The organism is Umezawaea sp. Da 62-37 (assembly GCF_032460545.1).
Lineage (GTDB): Bacteria > Actinomycetota > Actinomycetes > Mycobacteriales > Pseudonocardiaceae > Umezawaea.
Window position 1 is genome coordinate 5017831 of sequence record NZ_CP135965.1, and the last position, 16976, is coordinate 5034806.

The following is a 16976-nucleotide window of genomic DNA, read 5'->3' on the forward strand; positions in this document are numbered from 1 at the left end:
TCAGTACTTCAGCAGGTTGGAATCGTCGACCGAGGCCGAGCGACGCGTGCGGAAGATCGACATGATGATCGTCAGGCCAACCACGACCTCGGCGGCGGCGACGACCATCACGAAGAAGCCCATCACCTGGCCGTCGAGCTCCCCGTGCATCCGGGAGAACGTGACGAGGGTGAGGTTCACCGCGTTGAGCATCAGCTCGACGCACATGAACACGACGATGGCGTTGCGCCGCACCAGAACGCCGACCGCGCCGAGGCTGAACAGCAGCGCGGACAGCAGCAGGTAGTACGTCGGGGTCATTCCGTCCCCTCCTTCGACGCGGAGCCGGTGAGCGCGCGCGCGTCGGGCCTGCGGCCGGTGTCGGACACGTCGGCGACGTCGTCGGCGAGGTGCTCCTTGGTGGTCGCCTCGATGAGCGCGGACAGCGACTCCTGGGCGACCGAGCCGTCGGGCAGCAGCGCGGGGGTGGCCACGGAGTTCGCCGTGGCGAAGACACCGGGGCCGGGCAGGGAGCCGGGGCGGTCGCCCTTGAAGCGCTCCTCGACCAGTTCCTTCTGGGTCTTCTTCTCGCCCTTGCCGTGCCGGTCGGAGTACGCCAGGACCATCGCGCCGACGGCGGCGGTGATCAGCAGCGCCGACGTGAGCTCGAAGACGAACAGGTACTGGGTGAACAGCGCCGCGCCGATGTTGGCCACGTTGCCGCCGCCCGACGAGTTCACCGCGGCGAGGCCCACCGAGTCGACCCTGGTGAACGCCTGCGCGAGCGAGCTGACGACCAGTCCGGCGAAGCCGACGCCGAGCACCGCGGCGGCGAGCCGTTGCCCGCGCAGCACCTCGACGATCGAGTCCGAGCTGTCCCTGCCCACGAGCATTAGCACGAAGAGGAACAGCATCATGATCGCGCCGGTGTACACGATGATCTGCACGAAGCCGAGGAACGGCGCCTGCTGGACCATGTAGATGACACCGAGGCTGAGCATCGTCAGCACCAGCCACAGCGCGGAGTGCACCGCGTTGCGGGCGAACAGCATGCCGAGCGCGCCCGCGAGCGAGAGCGGCCCGAGGATCCAGAAGGCGACCGTCTCGCCGGTGCCGATGGTGTCGGCCACGGGAGTGGCGGGATCGGCGGCGGGCTGCGCGGCGGCCAGGAAGTCCTGCGCCAGGAGGAGAAGGCTCACTTGCCGGCCTCCGCGTCGCGGAGGAGCGCCGGCCCGTTCACGTAGTAGTCCTGCTCGTGGTCGCCCAACCGCATCGGGTGCGGCGGCTGCTCCATGCCGGGCAGCAGCGGGGCGAGCAGGTCTTCCTTCGTGAAGATCAGCTTCTGCCTGCTGTCGTCGGCCAGCTCGTACTCGTTCGTCATGGTGAGCGAACGGGTCGGGCAGGCCTCGATGCAGAGGCCGCAGCCGATGCAGCGCAGGTAGTTGATCTGGTAGTCGGCGCCGAACCGCTCACCGGGCGAGTAGCGCGCGTCGTCGGTGTTGTCGCCGCCCTCGACGAAGATCGCGTCCGCGGGGCAGGCCCACGCGCACAGCTCGCAGCCGACGCACTTCTCCAGCCCGTCCGGGTGCCGGTTGAGCTGGTGGCGGCCGTGGAACCTCGGCGCTGTGACCTTCTTGACCTCGGGGTACTCCTCGGTGACGACCTTCTTGAACATCGTCGAGAAGGTCACGCCGAAGCCCTTGATGGGATCAAACATCCCCATCGCTGGCCTCCTTCGATGCGGTTACCGCGACGGGTTCCCGAGGGATGTTCGCGACAACTGGGGTACGACGGGTGGGTGCCTTCGGCACTTCCAGGTCGAGCGGCGGCACCGGGTAGCCGCCACCGGTGATCGGGACCGCGTTCGGGTCCTCCTCGACCTTGCGGTCCGGCAGCAGCAGCGAGAGCAGCACCAGCACGCCGAGCACGACGCCGAGGATGATCAGGAACTGCTGCTGGCTGAAGTCACCGGAGTTGTTCAGCGCGCGCACCAGCGCCACGGCCACGATCCACACGAGGCTGATCGGGACGAGGACCTTCCAGCCCAGCCGCATGAACTGGTCGTAGCGCATGCGGGGCAGCGTGCCGCGCAGCCAGATGAAGAGGAACAGGAAGAACAGCGTCTTGCCGACGAACCAGACGAGGCCGAACCACCCGTTGTCGAAGCCGGACCACAGGTGCTGGAGCCCGAACGGCGTCTGGTACCCGCCGAGGAAGAGCGTCGAGGCGAGCGCGGAGACCGTCACCATGTTCACGTACTCGGCGAGGAAGAACAGCGCGAACTTCAGCGAGCTGTACTCGGTGTGGAAACCGCCGACCAGCTCGGACTCGGCCTCGGGGAGGTCGAAGGGCGCGCGGTTGGTCTCGCCGACCATCGAGATCACGTAGATCGCGAAGCTCGGGAAGAGCAGCACCACGAACCAGAGGTTCCCCTGCGCCTTCACGATGTCCGAAGTGGACATGGAGTGCGAGAACATCACGACGCCGACGATCGACAGGCCCATCGCGATCTCGTAGGAGATCACCTGCGCCGCCGAGCGCAGCGCGCCCAGCAGCGGGTAGGGCGAGCCGGAGGCCCAGCCGGAGAGCACGATGCCGTAGACGCCGACCGAGGAGCAGGCCAGCACCACGAGCACGCCGACCGGGAGGTCGACCAGCTGGAGCGCGGTGCGCTCGCCGAAGATGCTGACCTCACCGCCGATCGGGATGACCGAGAAGGCGACGAACGCGGGGATGCAGGAGATCACCGGCGCGAGGAAGAACACCCACTTGTCCGCGAGGACCGGGCGGATGTCCTCCTTGAACGCCAGCTTCAGGCCGTCCGCCAGCGACTGGAGCCAGCCGTTGGGACCGACCCGGTTGGGGCCGGGGCGCTGCTGCATCCGCGCGACGACCTTGCGCTCCCAGTTGATCATGAACAGCGTCATGACCACGAGGAACGCGAAGATCCCGACGACCTTGATCAGGATCAGCCAGATCGGGTCGTCCGCGAGAAGTTCGGCGGTTGTCATGCCTTTCCTCCAGCTACCGCTACGAGCGAGCCGTGACCCGCGACCAGGTTGCGGCGCACGGTGACCGGGCCCGAGTTGCCGGGCAGCCAGACGACGCCGTCCGGCAGGTCCGCGACCTCGACGGGCAGGGTCACCGACCCGCGCTCGGTCGACACGGTGATGTCGGCGCCCAGTTCGAGGCCGAGGTGGACCGCGGTGGCCGCGGAGACCTTGGCGACCACCGGCCGGGCGGTGCCCGCCAGGTTCGGCTCCTCGTCCTGCAACGAGCCGTTGTCCAGCATCCGGCGCCAGGTGGCCAGGACCGCCTGGCCCTCCTTGGGCTGCACGAGCAGCGGCGCGGACACCGTCGGCGCGGAGAACTCGGCCACGTTGGACCCCAGGCGATCGAGGTCCGCGGCCGCCGCGGCGGGGGTCTGGGTGAACAGGTCGGCGTCCATCTCGACGGCCAGGGTGTCGAGCACCCGGCAGTCGGGCAGCGCGCCGGTGCCCTCGAGGGTGGTGCCGAAGTCGCGGCGGCGGCCCTCCCAGTTCAGGAAGCTGCCCGACTTCTCGACCGCCGGGGCGATCGGGAGGACGACGTCCGCGTGGGCGGTCGCCGCGCTCGGGCGCAGTTCCAGGGAGACCACGAAGCCCGCGAACTCCAGCGCCCGCTGGGCGAGGCCGGGGTCGGGCAGGTCGAACGGGTCGACGCCCGCCACGACCAGCGCGTCGAGGGCGCCGCTCGCGGCGGCGACCAGGATGCCGTTGGTGTCGCGGCCCGCGCGGGTCGGCAGCGTGCCCGCCACCAGGCCCCAGGCGTTCTCGACCTCGGCGCGCGCGGCGGCGTCGCTGACGAGCCTGCCGCCGGGCAGCAGGTTCGGCACGGCGCCGACCTCGAGCGCACCGCGCTCACCGGCGCGGCGCGGGATCCAGGCGACCTGGGCTCCGGTGGAGGCGGCCAGTCGGGCCACCGCGGAGAACAGGCCGGGCACCTCGGCGGCGCGCTCGCCGACGAGGATGACGGAACCGCTGCCCCGCAGGGCTTCCGTGACGTCGGCGGCGTGCTCCTCTAGACCGTTCAGCGCGGCGGGCTCGCCGCCGGGAACGCACGCGAGCAGCGTGCCGAAGGTCTTCTCCACCGCGGGCGAGGTGAACTGGCCGAGGTGGAACACCTTGGTCTTCTTGCGGGCGGCCTTGCGCAGCCGCAGGAAGACGATCGGCGCTTCCTCCTCCGGCTCGAAGGCGACGCACAGCACGGCGGGCGCGGCCTCGATGGCCTTGAACGTCACGCCGCCGTTGTCCGGCGTCGTGCCGAGGACGGTGCTGGTGAGGAACTCCAACTCCTCGGCCGAGTGCGCGCGGGCCCGGAAGTCGATGTCGTTGGTCTTGAGCGCCACGCGGGCGAACTTCGCGTAGGCGTAGGCGTCCTCGACGGTCAGGCGACCGCCGGTGAGCACCCCGACGCCCTTGGCGTCACGCGCCGTCGCGAGGCCGGTCGCCGCCACCTGGAGCGCCTCGGTCCACGAGGTCTCGCGCAGCTCGCCGGTCTCCTTGTCGCGCACCTGCGGACGCAGGAAGCGGTCCTCGGCGGTGGCGTAGCGGAACGCGAAGCGGCCCTTGTCGCAGATCCACTCCTCGTTGACCTCGGGGTCGTCGCCCGCGAGCTTGCGCTGCACCTTGCCGCGCCGCCAGTCGGTGCGCTCGGCGCAACCCGACGAGCAGTGCTCGCAGACGCTCGGGGTGGAGATGAGGTCGAACGGGCGGGCCCGGAAGCGGTAGGCCGCCGACGTGAGCGCGCCGACCGGGCAGATCTGGATGGTGTTGCCCGAGAAGTACGACTGGAACGGCTTGCCCTCGGCCACACCGATCTGCTGCTGCGAGCCGCGCTCGAGCAGTTCGATGAACGGGTCGCCCGCGATCTGCGCGGAGAACCGGGTGCAGCGCTGGCAGAGCACGCAGCGCTCGCGGTCCAGCAGCACCTGCGTGGAGATCGGCAGGGGCTTCGGGAACGTCCGCTTGTGCTCGTGGAAGCGCGAGTCCGAGCGGCCGTGCTTGAGGGCCTGGTTCTGCAGCGGGCACTCGCCGCCCTTGTCGCAGATCGGGCAGTCCAGCGGGTGGTTGATGAGCAGCAGCTCCATCACACCCGCCTGCGCCTTGTCCGCGACCGGCGAGGTCAGCTGGGTCTTCACGACCATGCCGTCGGCGACCGTCATCGTGCACGAGGCCTGGGGCTTCGGCATCGGCCGACCGCCCATCTCGACCTCGACGAGGCACTGGCGGCAGGCGCCCGCGGGCTCCAGCAGCGGGTGGTCGCAGAACCGCGGCACGACGATGCCGAGGCGCTCGGCCGTGCGGATCAGCAGCTCACCCTTGGGGGCGACGACCTCGAAGCCGTCGATCACGAGCTTGACGTGGCCCTCGGGGACCGCGACCTCGCTCTTCTCCGGTGCCAAAGTCATCAGTGGGCTCCTGCCAACACAGCGGAGTTCTTGTCGCACAGGGCGAGGAACTCGTCCTTGAAGTACTTGATGCCACTGGTGATCGGGCTGACCGCACCGTCGCCCAGCGCGCAGAACGAGCGGCCGAGGATGTTGTCGCAGACGTCGAGCAACGTGTCGATGTCGCTCGCCGTGCCGTTGCCCGCCACCATCCGCTGGAGGATCTGGACCAGCCAGTACGTGCCCTCGCGGCAGGGAGTGCACTTGCCGCACGACTCGTGCTTGTAGAACTCGGTCCACTTCATGACCGCCCACGGGACCGACACGGTCTCGTTGAACAGCTGCAACGCCGTGGTGCCGAGCATGGAACCGGCCTCGGCGGCGCCCTCGAAGTCCAGCGGCACGTCGAGGTGGTCCGCGGTGAACAGCGGGGTGGACGAGCCACCGGGCGTCCAGAACTTCAGCGGGACGCCGTCCTTCATGCCACCGGCCAGCTCCAGCAGCTCGCGCAGCGTGGTGCCCATCGGTGCCTCGTACTGGCCGGGCCGCGTGACGTGGCCGGACAGCGAGTAGATCTTCGGGCCGGGCGAGCGCTCGCGCCCCATGGTGCGGAACCAGTCGCTGCCGCCGTTGACGATGAACGGCACGCTGGCGATGGTCTCGACGTTGTTCACCACGGTCGGCGACGCGTAGAGCCCGGCGGTCGCGGGGAACGGCGGCTTCAGCCTCGGCTGGCCGCGCTTGCCCTCCAGCGAGTCGAGCAGCGCCGTCTCCTCGCCGCAGATGTACGCGCCCGCTCCGGCGTGCACGACGACGTCGAGGTCGAAGCCGGTGCCCAGGACGTCCTTGCCCAGGTACCCGGCGGCGTACGCCTCCTTGACCGCGCCGTCGAGCCTGCGGATGCAGTGCAGGGCCTCGCCGCGCACGTAGATCGCGGCGAAGTTCGCCCGGATCGCGTACGAGGTGATGATGATGCCCTCGATGAGGGAGTGCGGGTCCGCCATCATCAGCGGGATGTCCTTGCAGGTGCCCGGCTCGCCCTCGTCGGCGTTGATGACGAGGTAGTGCGGCTTGCCGTCGCCCTGCGGGATGAAGCCCCACTTCATGCCCGTGGGGAAGCCCGCGCCGCCCCGGCCGCGCAGGCCGGAGTCCTTGCACTGCTGGATGATCTGGTCCGGGTGCGCGCCGAGGGCCTTGCGCAGCGCGGTGTAGCCCTCCAGCTGCTCGTAGGTCTTCAGCGTCCACGAGCGCGGCGACAGCCAGCGCTTCGTGAGCACGGGGGTCAGGTTGTCCACCATGACGCCTCCTACTTCTTTTCCGGGACGGGCGGGAACGCGACGTCGTCCGACATGGACGGCGCGGTCCAGCCGTTGTCCGCGGCGATGCGGGCGCCCCGCAGCGTCTCGGCGGCGGCCGACGGACCGTCCAGGTCGGACTCGCGACCCTCGAAGAACCCGGCGAGCTGCAGCTCGGCCTGGCGGAAGTCGGTGAGCGGCGCGCCGCGCGTCGGGGCGGGCTTCTCCCCGGCCTGCAACGCGGTCACGAGCTCCAGCGCCTTGTCCGGCGTCTGGTTGTCGTAGAACTCGTAGTTCACCTGGAGCACCGGGCCGAGGTCGCAGGCCGCGAGGCACTCGGCGTGCTCCAGCGTGATCGAGCCCGGAGCGCCCGGCTCGCCGGAGGTCTCCTCCTGGCCGAGCGGCTTGCCCTCGCTGCCGAGGTGCTCGCGCAGCTTGGCGAAGATGGCGTCGCCGCCCAGCGCCGCGCACAGGGTGTTCGTGCAGACGCTGACCAGGTGCTCGCCGCACGGGCGGCGCTTGTACATGGTGTAGAAGGTCGCGACCGCGCTGACCTCGGCGTTGCTCAGGTCCAGCTGACCCGCGCAGAACGCGATGCCCGCCTGGCTGACGTAGCCCTCGACCGACTGCACGAGGTGCAGCATGGGCAGCAGCGCCGACCGCGCGAGCGGGTAGCGCGAGATGAGCTGCTGGGCCCGCGCGACGGTGTCCTCACCGAACGCGCTGAGGTCCACAGCGGACTGATCGTGCGTTTGAGTCATCGGTCACAACCACCCATCACCGGGTCGATGGAGGCGACCGACGCGATGACGTCGGCGACCATGCCGCCCTCGCACATCGCGGGCATCGCCTGGAGGTTCACGAAACTTGGTTCCCGCACGTGCACCCGGAACGGACGGGTGCCGCCGTCGGAGATCACGTGGTAGCCGAGTTCGCCGCGCGGCGACTCGATCGGCACGTAGACCTGGCCCGCCGGGACGTGGAAGCCCTCGGTCACCAGCTTGAAGTGGTGGATCAGGGACTCCATCGACTGGCCCATGATCTTGCGGACGTGCTCGAGCGAGTTGCCCATGCCGTCGGCGCCGATCGTGAGCTGCGCGGGCCAGGCGATCTTGGCGTCCTCCACCATGACCGGGCCGGGCTCGAGCCTGTCGACCGCCTGGCGGACGATCCGCAGCGACTGGTGGATCTCCTCGACCCGCATCAGGTACCGCGCGTAGCTGTCCGCCGCGTTCGACGTGGGGACGTCGAAGTCGTAGCCCTCGTAGCCCGAGTACGGCTCGATCTTGCGGAGGTCCCACGGCAGACCCGCGGACCGCAGGATCGGGCCGGTGATGCCCAGCGCGAGGCACGCGTCGACGGGCAGGTAGCCCACGCCCGCGAGGCGGTTGCGCCAGATCGGCTGGCCGGTGAGCAGCTTGTCGTAGTCCGGCAGTCGCGAGTCCATGACCTTGAGGAACGCGCGGATCTTCTCGACCGCGTCCGCGGGCAGGTCCTGGGCGATGCCGCCGGGCCGGATGTACGCGTGGTTCATCCGCAGGCCGGTGAGGTGCTCCAGCAGGTGCAGGACTTCCTCGCGCTCGCGGAAGCCCGCGGTCATGCCGGTCAGCGCGCCCAGCTCCATGCCGCCGGTGGCCAGCGCCACCAGGTGCGAGCTGACCCGGTTGAGCTCCATCAGCAGGACCCGGATGACCTGGGCCCGCACCGGCACCTCGACGCCGAGCAGCTTCTCCACGGACATGCAGTAGGCGGCCTCGTTGTGCAGCGGCGCCAGGTAGTCCATGCGCGTCACGAACGTGACGCCCTGGGTCCAGTTGCGGTACTCGAGGTTCTTCTCGATGCCGGTGTGCAGGTAGCCGATCACCGATCGGGCCTGGGTGACCGACTCGCCCTCGAGCTCCAGCACGAGCCGGAGCACGCCGTGCGTCGACGGGTGCTGCGGGCCGAGGTTCATGACGATGCGCTCGTCGCCCGCGGCGTCCGCGAGGACCTCGTCCCAGTCGCCGCCGGTCACCGTGTAGACGGTGCCCTCGGTCGTCTGGCGGGAGTCGGCGATGTCGACCGACGGGCCCGCGGCGATCGTCGCGGCCTCGGCGGCGCGCGCGTCACCGGTCCGCGCGTCGGCGTCGCGGCTGTCGCTGCCCGCGGCGCTGGTGTCGGTGCCGGTCGTCACGTCGGAGACCGCCTGGTCGGCAGCCGGGTTCGGGCCGGTGGCGGCCGTCGAGCCGACCGACTGCTCGCGGGACTTGTCCGCGCCCGCTGCTGACTCCGTCGACAGGTTTTCGCTGCTCACGAGTAGGACCGCCTCTGGTCTGGCGGGGGAATCTCCGCGCCCTTGTACTCCACCGGGATCCCGCCGAGCGGGTAGTCCTTGCGCTGCGGGTGGCCGTCCCAGTCGTCCGGCATGAGGATCCGCGTGAGACCGGGGTGGCCGTCGTAGACGATCCCGAACATGTCCCAGGCCTCGCGCTCCTGCCAGTCCGCGGTCGGGTACACCGAGACCACGCTGGGGACGTGCGCGTCGTCCACGTCGACCGAGACCTCGAGGCGGATGCGCCGCCGGTAGGTCATCGAGGTCAGGTGGTAGACGGAGTGCAGGCGACCGGCGACGTTCGCGCCGTAGTCCACACCGGACACCGAGCTGCACAGCTCGAAGCGCAGGGCCGGGTCGTCGCGCAGCACGCGGCAGACGTCCAGCAGCTCTTCGCGCCGGATGTAGAGGGTGATCTCACCCCGGTCGACGGTGACCTGCTGGATCACGTCGGCGGGCACGTCCTTCTCCCGCAGCGCGCCCAGCAGCTCGTCGACGAACTCGTCGAACCAGCCGCCGTAGGGGCGCTCCGCGGGGGCGGCGATGTAGGCCGGCAGGCGCAGCCCGCCGAAGCCCGACGTGTCGCCGGACCCCGTGACGCCGAACATCCCCTTGCGCGCCTTGCCGGTCTCCAGCGGCGCCTTGCGCTCCGCGGGCTCCTGGCCGTCGGACGGACGGGCCTCGAGGCCGTCGTCCACCGGGCGCTGCGCGCTGGAGTTCTCTTGCCCTGGCTCCCTCATCGCCTGCTCACTTCTTCTTCGCGAAACGCTCGGACGACGGCATGAGGTCCGTGGCGTAGCCGCTCTCCAGGAGCGCGGCCGCACGGGCCGCGCCGAGCGGCTCGTCCATGATCTTGGCGTGGATCTTGAGGATCGCGTCGATCAGCATCTCCGGCCGCGGCGGGCAGCCGGGCAGGTACATGTCGACCGGGACCACGTGGTCCACGCCCTGCACGACGGCGTAGTTGTTGAACATGCCGCCGGTCGACGCGCAGACGCCCATCGCGAGCACCCAGCGGGGCTCGGGCATCTGGTCGTAGATCTGCCGCAGCACGGGCGCCATCTTGTTCGTGACGCGTCCCGCCACGATCATCAGGTCGGCCTGGCGCGGCGAGGCGCGGAAGACCTCCATGCCGAAGCGGGCGAGGTCGTAGCGCGGCCCGCCCGTCGTCATCATCTCGATCGCGCAGCAGGCCAGCCCGAAGGTGGCAGGCCACAGCGAGGATTTGCGGGTCCAGTTGACCAGCTTCTCCACGCTGGTCAGCAGGATGCCGTTCGGGAGCTTCTCCTCGAGGCCCATGACTGTCGCCTTCCCCGGTGCTTAGTTCCAGTCAAGGCCGCCGCGACGCCACACGTAGGCGTACGCGAAGCCGACTGTCGCGACGAACAGGGCGATCTCCACCAGCCCGAAGAGGCCGAGCTTGTCCGCGGAGACCGCGAACGGGTAGAGGAACACCATTTCGATGTCGAACAGGATGAAGAGCATGGCCGTCAGGTAGTAGGCGACCGGCATGCGGCCACCGCCCACGATCGGCGCGGGTGAGGGCTCGATGCCGCACTCGTAGGCGTCGAGCTTCGCCCGGTTGTAGCGCCGCGGACCGATGTACGGCGCGACGGTCACCGAGCCCAGCGCGAACGCGCCGGCGAGCAGGAACATGAATACGAGGGGGAGGTAGGGCTGAAGCACTCTCCGTCGTCCTTTCCTCGCTGTCGCGGCGCAAGCGAGCCGCTGACCGATCCGCACCCTAAGGGGTGTTCTGGCCCTGTTACCGGTAAGGCATGCCTAATATCGTGCGGTCCGCTTGTGAAACAGTTCACAAGCTCGCCCGTGGTCTTGTGAAGTGATTCACAAGACCGTCGGCCAGTGTAGAACGTCACACAGAGGTGTTACACGCACCCCCTGACACCCCCGCTGACCTGCATCAGAACACCTCCGGGCGACCCGTGGGCGAACAGCGCCCCAGCACAAGGGAAATGGCGCCGGTACAAGACCGACGCCATTTCGTTGGTTAGGGCGTACTAACTTCGTGGTTAGGCACGCCTAACTTCGCGCTATTCGGGGGTGTTGCCGTCGCTTTCACGCACTCGGCGCCAACTTCGTGGCCGCCGTGATGATGCGGTCGAACGAGTCGCCGTCCTTCGGGTCGTACAGACCGGCGAGCAGCTTCAGGACGAGCTTCATCAGCGTCTTGCGCGGCATCCCGTACTTGGTCGCCGTCCGCATGATCGTCGGGTTCCCGATCAGCTTGCTGAAGATGTTGCCCAGCCGGTAGTAGCTGCCCAGCGACTGCTCGATGCGCGCCGGGTAGCCCGCGAGCGCGTGCTCGCGGCTCAGCCCGGCGGGCCTGGCCAGCGCCTGCACGACGGTCTCGGCCGCGATCCTGGCCGACTCCATCGCGTAGCCGATGCCCTCGCCGTTGAACGGGTTGACCATGCCGCCCGCGTCGCCGACCAGCAGCAGACCGTTGCTGTAGTGCGGTTTGCGGTTGAAGCCCATGGGCAGGGCCGCGCCGCCGATCTTGCTGGTGGCGTTCTCCTCGCGGAAGCCCCACTCCTCCGGCGTGCCGTCCAGCCAGCTGCGCAGCAGCGCCCGGTAGTCCGTGGTGCCGTAGGCCTTCGACGTGCTCAGGATGCCGAGGCCGACGTTGACGCTGCCGTCGCCCATGCCGAAGATCCAGCCGTAGCCGGGCAGCAGCTGCGGGTTGGCCGGGTCGGACCGGTCCCACAGCTCCAGGTGGCTCTCGAGGTAGTCGTCCTTGGTGCGCGGGCTCGCGTAGTAGCGGCGCACCGCGACGCCCATCGGCCGGTCGGGGCGCTTGTCGATGCCCATGCTCAGCGCCAGCCGGGCGCTCACGCCGTCGCACGCCAGCACGAGCGGCGCGCGGTAGGTGACCTCGGTCTTCTCGGGGCCCACCTTGGCCTTCACGCCGATGATCCGGCCGGTGCGCTCGTCGGTGACGGCGCCGGTGACCGTGGTCAGCTCCTGGAGCCGGGCGCCCGCGGCCTTGGCCGTGTTCGCCAGCATCTCGTCGAAGTCCTGCCGCGGCCGCACCACGCCGTAGGGCGGGAACGAGGCCAGGTCCGGCCAGTCCAGCTCCATCGTCACGCCGCCGCCGACGACGCGCAGGCCCTTGTTGTGCAGCCAGCCCGCCTCTTCGCGGGTGTCGACGCCGAGGTCGATCAGCTGCTTCACGCCGCGTGGCGTGAGGCCGTCACCGCAGACCTTCTCGCGTGGGAAGCTGCTCTTCTCCAGCAGCAGCACGTCCAGGCCCGCGCGTGCCAGGTAGGTGGCGGCCGTGGAGCCCGCCGGCCCCGCGCCGACCACGATCACCTCGGCGTCCTCGCCTGCCTGACGGCGGCTGGGAGTAGTCATCCCCGCTCCTTGTGCATAAGTTCACAAACTCCTGTGAGTCTAGCCGTGAGCTGTCGGGAGGTGCTCGGTGATCACTCCGGCTTGGTGGCCCGGTGCAGAGCGACCATGCCCCCGGTGAGGTTGAACCAGGCCACGTCCTCCCAGCCCGCCTCGGAGATCAACTCGCCGAGGGTGCGCTGGTCGGGCCACGCCCGCATGGACTCGGCGAGGTACTGGTAGGCCGCCGGGTTCGACGACACGACCCGGCCGATGAGCGGCAGCAGGCGCACCAGGTAGCGCATGTAGACGAAGCGGAACGGCGTGAACGTGGGCGTCGACACCTCGCAGACCACCAGCCTGCCGCCGGGGCGCACGACCCGCGCCATCTCGCGCAGGGCGGCGACCGTGTCGGAGAAGTTGCGCAGGCCGAAGGAGACCGTGGCGGCGTCGAACGCGCCGTCCGCGAACGGCAGGTGCAGCGCGTCGGCCGCGACCTTGGGCACGTTCCGGTGCGCGCCGCCCTGGAGCATGCCCAGGGAGAAGTCCGCCGCCACGCACCAGGCGCCGGACGAGGCGTACTCCACGGTCGACACGGCGGTGCCCGCGGCGAGGTCGAGGACCTTCTCGCCGGACCGGGCGTCCAGCACCCGCCTGCTCCACTCCCGCCAGCGGCGGTCGAACCCGAGTGTCATCACCGAGTTCGTGCGGTCGTAGCCCTTGGCCACGCCGTCGAACATCTCGGCCACTTCGCGCGGGTTCTTGTCCAGGCCAGCTCGCGACATGACCGAAGACTATGTGACGCGCGGCGCGGCCATCATCCCGTCCACCGCGGGTACTCCTCCGCGCGGGTGCGGGCGGCGCCGCGACGTGCGGGTCCGGCGGTGTCGAGCAGGGCCCGGAAGCGCCGCGGGTCGACCGCGCGGTACCCGCCGGTGCCGGGGAGGCGCGGCCGTGCCGCGGTGGTGCGGGGCGGTGCGCAGGCCACTGGAGCGCGGCCGTGGAAGTCAGCCGGCTGGACGATCCGCATCAGGCCGCCCGGCGCTGGTCGAGGTGCTGGACGGCGGCGTAGTGGTCGAACAGCTCGGCGCACAGCCGCGGCCACGTGCGGTGCCGGACCGAGGCCCGCGCGTTGTCGCCGAACTGCTTGCGCCGCAACGGGTCCCGCAGCGCCTCGACCCCGGCGCGGAGTTCGGCGGGGTCGTCGGAGAGCAGGTACCCGGTGCGGCCGGGCTCCACCAGGTCGCGCGGGCCGCCCGCGTTCGGCGCCAGCACGGGGATCCCGCTGGCCAGCGCCTCCTGCACGGCCTGGCAGAACGTCTCGTGCGGTCCGGTGTGGACGAACACGTCCAGGCTCGCGTACGCGGCGGCCAGGTCGACGCCGGTGCGGAACCCGAGGAACACCGCGTCCGGGAGTTCCTTGCGCAGCAGGGGTTCGTCGGGTCCGCCGCCCACGACGACCACCCGCACGCCCGGCACGCCGTTGAGCGCCGCGAGCCGGGCCACCCGCTTCTCCGGTGACAGCCTGCCCACGTACCCGACGAGCAGTTCGCCGTTCGGCGCGAGCTGACGGCGCAGCGCGTGGTCACGGCGTTCCGGGCGGAACAGGTCCACGTCCACCCCGCGCCCCCACCGGTGCACCCGCGGCACCCCGTGCTCCTCCAGCGCTTCGACCGCCCACGTCGACGGCGCCAGCGTGCGGTCGGCCATCGAGTGCAGCCGCTTCGTCCACCGCCACGCGGCCCGCGCGGTCAGGCCGAGGCCGTAGCTGCCCGCGAACCCGGCCACGTCGGTCTGGTAGACCGCGACCGTCGGCAGCCCGAGCCGCCGCGCGGCCTGGAGCCCCCTGGCGCCCAGCACGAACGGCGACGCCAGGTGCACCACGTCCGGCCGGAAGTCCGCCAGCGCGGCCAGCACCTTCCTGGTCGGCACGCCCACCGGCAGCGAGCTGACCCGCGGCAGGTCCACCGCGGGCACCCGCACCACCGGCGTGCCCAGGTGGCTGTCGTCACCCGCGCCCGGCGCGATCACCAGCGCCGGGCCGGGCAGGTTCTCGAGGACGCGGAGGACGGAGTTGGTGACACCGTTCACCCTGGGCAGGAAGCTCTCGGTCACGATCGCGACGCGCACGGGCCCACCGTGGCCGGTCAACACCACGGCGGCGTGACGCGCCGTGGAACGCCCGCCGAACGTCTGCCCACGCGGACAGCGTTGACCAGGTCATCCTCGCCGCGTCACCTGCTGGACGCGTGGCGTCCACCGAGGAGGCCGACACTAGTGCGGCATGACCGTCCTGCCGTCCCGGCCCGCCCGCCCCGTCGACCCCGCGCTGGTGTCGATCGCACTGGAGGTCGCCGGGCGCCTGGCCAACGACGCCTCCGACGTCATCATGGCCACCGCGGGCCGCGGCGCGCGCCCCGGCGACGACGACTCGCCGTTCGACTGGGTCACCGACACCGACCACACCCTGGAACGCCACACCCGCCGCGTCCTGACCGGCGAGTTCCCCGGCATCCCGGTGTTCTGCGAGAACGTCGACGTCCCCTTCGACGCCGAGTACCGCTGGGTCGTCGACCCCATCGACGGCACCGCCAACTACGTCGCGGGCGTCCCCTGGTGCGCCTACTCGCTGGCGCTGGTCGACCGCTGGGGCCCGGTCGTCGGCGTCGTCGCCGACCCGTACCGCTCCCAGATCTACGCCGCCGCCCGCGGCCGCGGCATGCGCGCCAACGGCGCCCCCGTCCGGCTGGGCGAGCAGTCCTCCGCCCCCATCGTCTGCACGGAGATGACCCGCTCCGGCCCGTGGCCGGGGATGGGCGAGTTCATCACGCGGGCCGCCGCCGCGGGCACGGGCGTGCGCGTGCTCGGCTCGAAGGCGCTCGCCGTGGCCCAGGTGGCACTCGGCCACGCGTCCGCGGCGGTGCTGCACGGGTACCACGAATGGGACGTCGCGGGGGCGGTGGCGCTGGCCGTGGAATCGGGGGCGGCGGTGTTGGACCGGCGCGGGGACGACGATCCGCTGCCGGTCGACGGATTGCTGGTGGCGGATCCGGCGGTGGCGGACGAGGTGCTGCGGTGGTGGCAGTCGGCTTTGGAATACCGAATCGCGGATGGACGGGGGTGAGCCCTTCCGGAGTTCGCCGGGTGCAATCGAGTCACCCCCTCCCGCAACCGGTCACCGCAGGTGGGGGCAGCTCTTAAGAGCTGTAGGACCATTGGTCAACGTGGCCCGGAATTAACCCTTCAGGTGCGGAAGTTGTTGTTCCAGGAATTCCAGGTCCGTCCGCGCGCGGGCCAGTTCGGGATTGTCGAGCACCTTCAACGCCACCATCCCCACCTCCGATTCGAACGCGGCGAAGTCGTGGGCCGCGGCGAGCAGGCGTTGGAGGGCGGGGTGGTCGCGGGCGGTGGCGTCGAGGGCGCGGGCCAGCCTGGCGATGTTCCGGACGTGCTCCAACTCCTGCTGGAACTGGAAGGCGATGCGGCTCATCCACTCCTTGACCGGGGAATCGGGCACGGTCTGCACGGCGGCGGTGACCCGGCCTACCGAGCCCTCGCACTGCAGCACCAATCCGCCCCACAGATCGACGTTCCCGGTGGCCGTGTGCGTCGACCAACCGGGAAAGGGCCTCTGGGCGGCGGGGTGGGGCCTCTGGGCGGGATAAGGGCTGTAGGGGCGCGGCGCGGGTGGGAGGGCAGGGGGCGGTGGGGTGGCGCCGACCTCGCGGATCCGGCTGGTCAGGTAACCGAGGAACAGGCCTGCGGGGCCGCCGACGATGAGACCCAGCAGCAGGGCTTGGGCCACGACGCCGCCATCGTCGGGCAGGGCTTCGGGCTGTCCGAGGAACACCAGGGCCACGATGGCCGTCCCGATGAACGCGCCCAAAGCCGCCGATGTGCCGTGCTTCCCCATGTGGGGAACCCTGGCACAGCGGGGGATCGCGCGGTGGTGGAATCAGGCGCCGAGGCTGGGCAGCTGCTGCTCCAGGAACTCCAGGTCGGTGCGGGCGCGGTCGAGTTCGGGGTTGTCGAACATCTTCAGCGCCACCCGGCCCACCTCGGCCTCGAAGGCGGAGAAGTCGCGGGCGGCGGCGAAGAGGCGTTGGGAGGCCGGGTGGTTCTCGTCGACGGCGCCCATGGCCCTGGCCAGCTTGGCGATGCCGCGGACGTCCTCCAGCTCGCTCCCGAACTGCGCGGCGATCCGGGTCATCCACTCCTTCGCGGGTGACGCGGGCACGCTGTCGACCACGGCGGCGACGCGGCGGACGGACTCCTCGCAGCGGGCGACCACGGCGGACCACTGGTCGGCGGGTGTGGTCGGCACGTAGAGCGGGCGGGGCATGGGCATGGACATCTGCGGCGGCGGGAGGGCGCGCCGGTTCGCCCGGCGGATACCGCCCACGGCCAGGCCGATGACGGTGCCGGGGACACCACCGACCGGGACCGAGACGATCAGCGAGGCGAACAGGGACGCCGCGACGTTGCCGCCGGGCGCCGACGCGTCGGACAGCAGCATGATCGTGAACAGGGTGAACATGAGCGCGATACCGATCGCCAGCCCGCCGAGCACCGACCTCCCCATGACTCCCATCACCCGATACTGCCATGTGAGATG

The 16976-nt window shown here is 70.5% G+C and carries 18 protein-coding genes; 1 reads left to right on the forward strand and 17 read right to left on the reverse strand.

Annotated elements, in window-relative coordinates:
* The 15 genes from nuoK to RM788_RS22780 form a co-directional block, all read right to left on the reverse strand.
* A complete protein-coding gene (nuoK, locus tag RM788_RS22710) occupies positions 1-300 on the reverse strand; it encodes an NADH-quinone oxidoreductase subunit NuoK (protein ID WP_106187055.1) in 300 nt (99 codons plus the stop codon).
* The gene (locus tag RM788_RS22715) at positions 297-1148 is read right to left on the reverse strand and encodes an NADH-quinone oxidoreductase subunit J (RefSeq protein ID WP_399345061.1); all 852 of its coding nucleotides are present in this window, start codon (positions 1146-1148) and stop codon (positions 297-299) included. The genes nuoK and RM788_RS22715 overlap by 4 nt, the downstream gene beginning before the upstream one ends.
* 26 nt (positions 1149-1174) lie before the next feature.
* The gene (gene nuoI, locus RM788_RS22720) at positions 1175-1702 is read right to left on the reverse strand and encodes an NADH-quinone oxidoreductase subunit NuoI (RefSeq protein ID WP_315933758.1); all 528 of its coding nucleotides are present in this window, start codon (positions 1700-1702) and stop codon (positions 1175-1177) included.
* Positions 1689-2990, reverse strand: a complete 1302-nt coding sequence (nuoH, locus tag RM788_RS22725; RefSeq protein ID WP_315933759.1) for an NADH-quinone oxidoreductase subunit NuoH — start codon at positions 2988-2990, stop codon at positions 1689-1691. The genes nuoI and nuoH overlap by 14 nt, the downstream gene beginning before the upstream one ends.
* Positions 2987-5428 (reverse strand): NADH-quinone oxidoreductase subunit G, encoded by a 2442-nt coding sequence (locus RM788_RS22730; protein WP_315933760.1) that lies wholly within the window; start codon positions 5426-5428, stop codon positions 2987-2989. The genes nuoH and RM788_RS22730 overlap by 4 nt, the downstream gene beginning before the upstream one ends.
* Complete coding sequence (gene nuoF, locus RM788_RS22735) at positions 5428-6705, reverse strand: NADH-quinone oxidoreductase subunit NuoF (protein WP_315933761.1); 1278 nt, start codon at positions 6703-6705, stop codon at positions 5428-5430. The genes RM788_RS22730 and nuoF overlap by 1 nt, the downstream gene beginning before the upstream one ends.
* 8 nt (positions 6706-6713) lie before the next feature.
* Positions 6714-7463 (reverse strand): NADH-quinone oxidoreductase subunit NuoE, encoded by a 750-nt coding sequence (gene nuoE, locus RM788_RS22740; RefSeq protein WP_315933762.1) that lies wholly within the window; start codon positions 7461-7463, stop codon positions 6714-6716.
* Entirely contained in the window at positions 7460-8782 is a 1323-nt protein-coding gene (locus RM788_RS22745; protein WP_315934716.1) for an NADH-quinone oxidoreductase subunit D, read from the reverse strand. Before RM788_RS22745 ends, nuoE begins: the two co-directional genes overlap by 4 nt.
* 209 nt (positions 8783-8991) lie before the next feature.
* On the reverse strand, positions 8992-9753 hold the full coding sequence (locus RM788_RS22750) for an NADH-quinone oxidoreductase subunit C (protein ID WP_315933763.1): 762 nt from the start codon (positions 9751-9753) through the stop codon (positions 8992-8994).
* Positions 9754-9760: 7 nt separating this feature from the next.
* Positions 9761-10312: a NuoB/complex I 20 kDa subunit family protein gene (locus tag RM788_RS22755; protein WP_259629824.1), complete on the reverse strand. Its 552-nt coding sequence runs from the start codon at positions 10310-10312 to the stop codon at positions 9761-9763.
* Positions 10313-10333: 21 nt separating this feature from the next.
* Complete coding sequence (locus RM788_RS22760; RefSeq protein ID WP_315933764.1) at positions 10334-10699, reverse strand: NADH-quinone oxidoreductase subunit A; 366 nt, start codon at positions 10697-10699, stop codon at positions 10334-10336.
* Positions 10700-11089: 390 nt separating this feature from the next.
* Complete coding sequence (locus tag RM788_RS22765; protein WP_315933765.1) at positions 11090-12385, reverse strand: geranylgeranyl reductase family protein; 1296 nt, start codon at positions 12383-12385, stop codon at positions 11090-11092.
* A 71-nt stretch (positions 12386-12456) separates the two neighbouring features.
* Positions 12457-13146, reverse strand: a complete 690-nt coding sequence (locus RM788_RS22770) for a demethylmenaquinone methyltransferase (protein WP_315933766.1) — start codon at positions 13144-13146, stop codon at positions 12457-12459.
* A 32-nt stretch (positions 13147-13178) separates the two neighbouring features.
* Complete coding sequence (locus RM788_RS22775; protein WP_315933767.1) at positions 13179-13391, reverse strand: hypothetical protein; 213 nt, start codon at positions 13389-13391, stop codon at positions 13179-13181.
* On the reverse strand, positions 13391-14491 hold the full coding sequence (locus RM788_RS22780; protein WP_315933768.1) for a glycosyltransferase family 4 protein: 1101 nt from the start codon (positions 14489-14491) through the stop codon (positions 13391-13393). Before RM788_RS22780 ends, RM788_RS22775 begins: the two co-directional genes overlap by 1 nt.
* A gap of 154 nt (positions 14492-14645) precedes the next feature.
* On the opposite strand from RM788_RS22780, the gene RM788_RS22785 reads away from it, so the two are divergent.
* On the forward strand, positions 14646-15485 hold the full coding sequence (locus RM788_RS22785; protein ID WP_315933769.1) for an inositol monophosphatase family protein: 840 nt from the start codon (positions 14646-14648) through the stop codon (positions 15483-15485).
* Between the two features lie 111 nt (positions 15486-15596).
* On the opposite strand, the gene RM788_RS22790 is transcribed toward RM788_RS22785, so the two are convergent.
* Together RM788_RS22790 and RM788_RS22795 are read right to left on the reverse strand one after the other, a co-directional pair.
* Entirely contained in the window at positions 15597-16274 is a 678-nt protein-coding gene (locus RM788_RS22790; protein ID WP_315933770.1) for a hypothetical protein, read from the reverse strand.
* A 42-nt stretch (positions 16275-16316) separates the two neighbouring features.
* Positions 16317-16952: a hypothetical protein gene (locus tag RM788_RS22795; protein ID WP_315933771.1), complete on the reverse strand. Its 636-nt coding sequence runs from the start codon at positions 16950-16952 to the stop codon at positions 16317-16319.
* Positions 16953-16976 lie beyond the last annotated feature (24 nt).

Coding starts and splice junctions, on each gene's coding strand:
- nuoK (WP_106187055.1), bottom strand. CDS start 300: ATGACCCCGACGTACTACCTGCTGCTGTCCGCGCTGCTGTTCAGCCTC.
- RM788_RS22790 (WP_315933770.1), bottom strand. CDS start 16,274: ATGGGGAAGCACGGCACATCGGCGGCTTTGGGCGCGTTCATCGGGACG.
- nuoE (WP_315933762.1), bottom strand. CDS start 7,463: ATGACTCAAACGCACGATCAGTCCGCTGTGGACCTCAGCGCGTTCGGT.
- nuoH (WP_315933759.1), bottom strand. CDS start 2,990: ATGACAACCGCCGAACTTCTCGCGGACGACCCGATCTGGCTGATCCTG.
- nuoF (WP_315933761.1), bottom strand. CDS start 6,705: ATGGTGGACAACCTGACCCCCGTGCTCACGAAGCGCTGGCTGTCGCCG.
- RM788_RS22785 (WP_315933769.1), top strand. CDS start 14,646: ATGACCGTCCTGCCGTCCCGGCCCGCCCGCCCCGTCGACCCCGCGCTG.
- RM788_RS22755 (WP_259629824.1), bottom strand. CDS start 10,312: ATGGGCCTCGAGGAGAAGCTCCCGAACGGCATCCTGCTGACCAGCGTG.
- RM788_RS22775 (WP_315933767.1), bottom strand. CDS start 13,391: ATGCGGATCGTCCAGCCGGCTGACTTCCACGGCCGCGCTCCAGTGGCC.
- nuoI (WP_315933758.1), bottom strand. CDS start 1,702: ATGGGGATGTTTGATCCCATCAAGGGCTTCGGCGTGACCTTCTCGACG.
- RM788_RS22750 (WP_315933763.1), bottom strand. CDS start 9,753: ATGAGGGAGCCAGGGCAAGAGAACTCCAGCGCGCAGCGCCCGGTGGAC.
- RM788_RS22770 (WP_315933766.1), bottom strand. CDS start 13,146: ATGTCGCGAGCTGGCCTGGACAAGAACCCGCGCGAAGTGGCCGAGATG.
- RM788_RS22795 (WP_315933771.1), bottom strand. CDS start 16,952: ATGGGAGTCATGGGGAGGTCGGTGCTCGGCGGGCTGGCGATCGGTATC.
- RM788_RS22730 (WP_315933760.1), bottom strand. CDS start 5,428: ATGACTTTGGCACCGGAGAAGAGCGAGGTCGCGGTCCCCGAGGGCCAC.
- RM788_RS22765 (WP_315933765.1), bottom strand. CDS start 12,385: ATGACTACTCCCAGCCGCCGTCAGGCAGGCGAGGACGCCGAGGTGATC.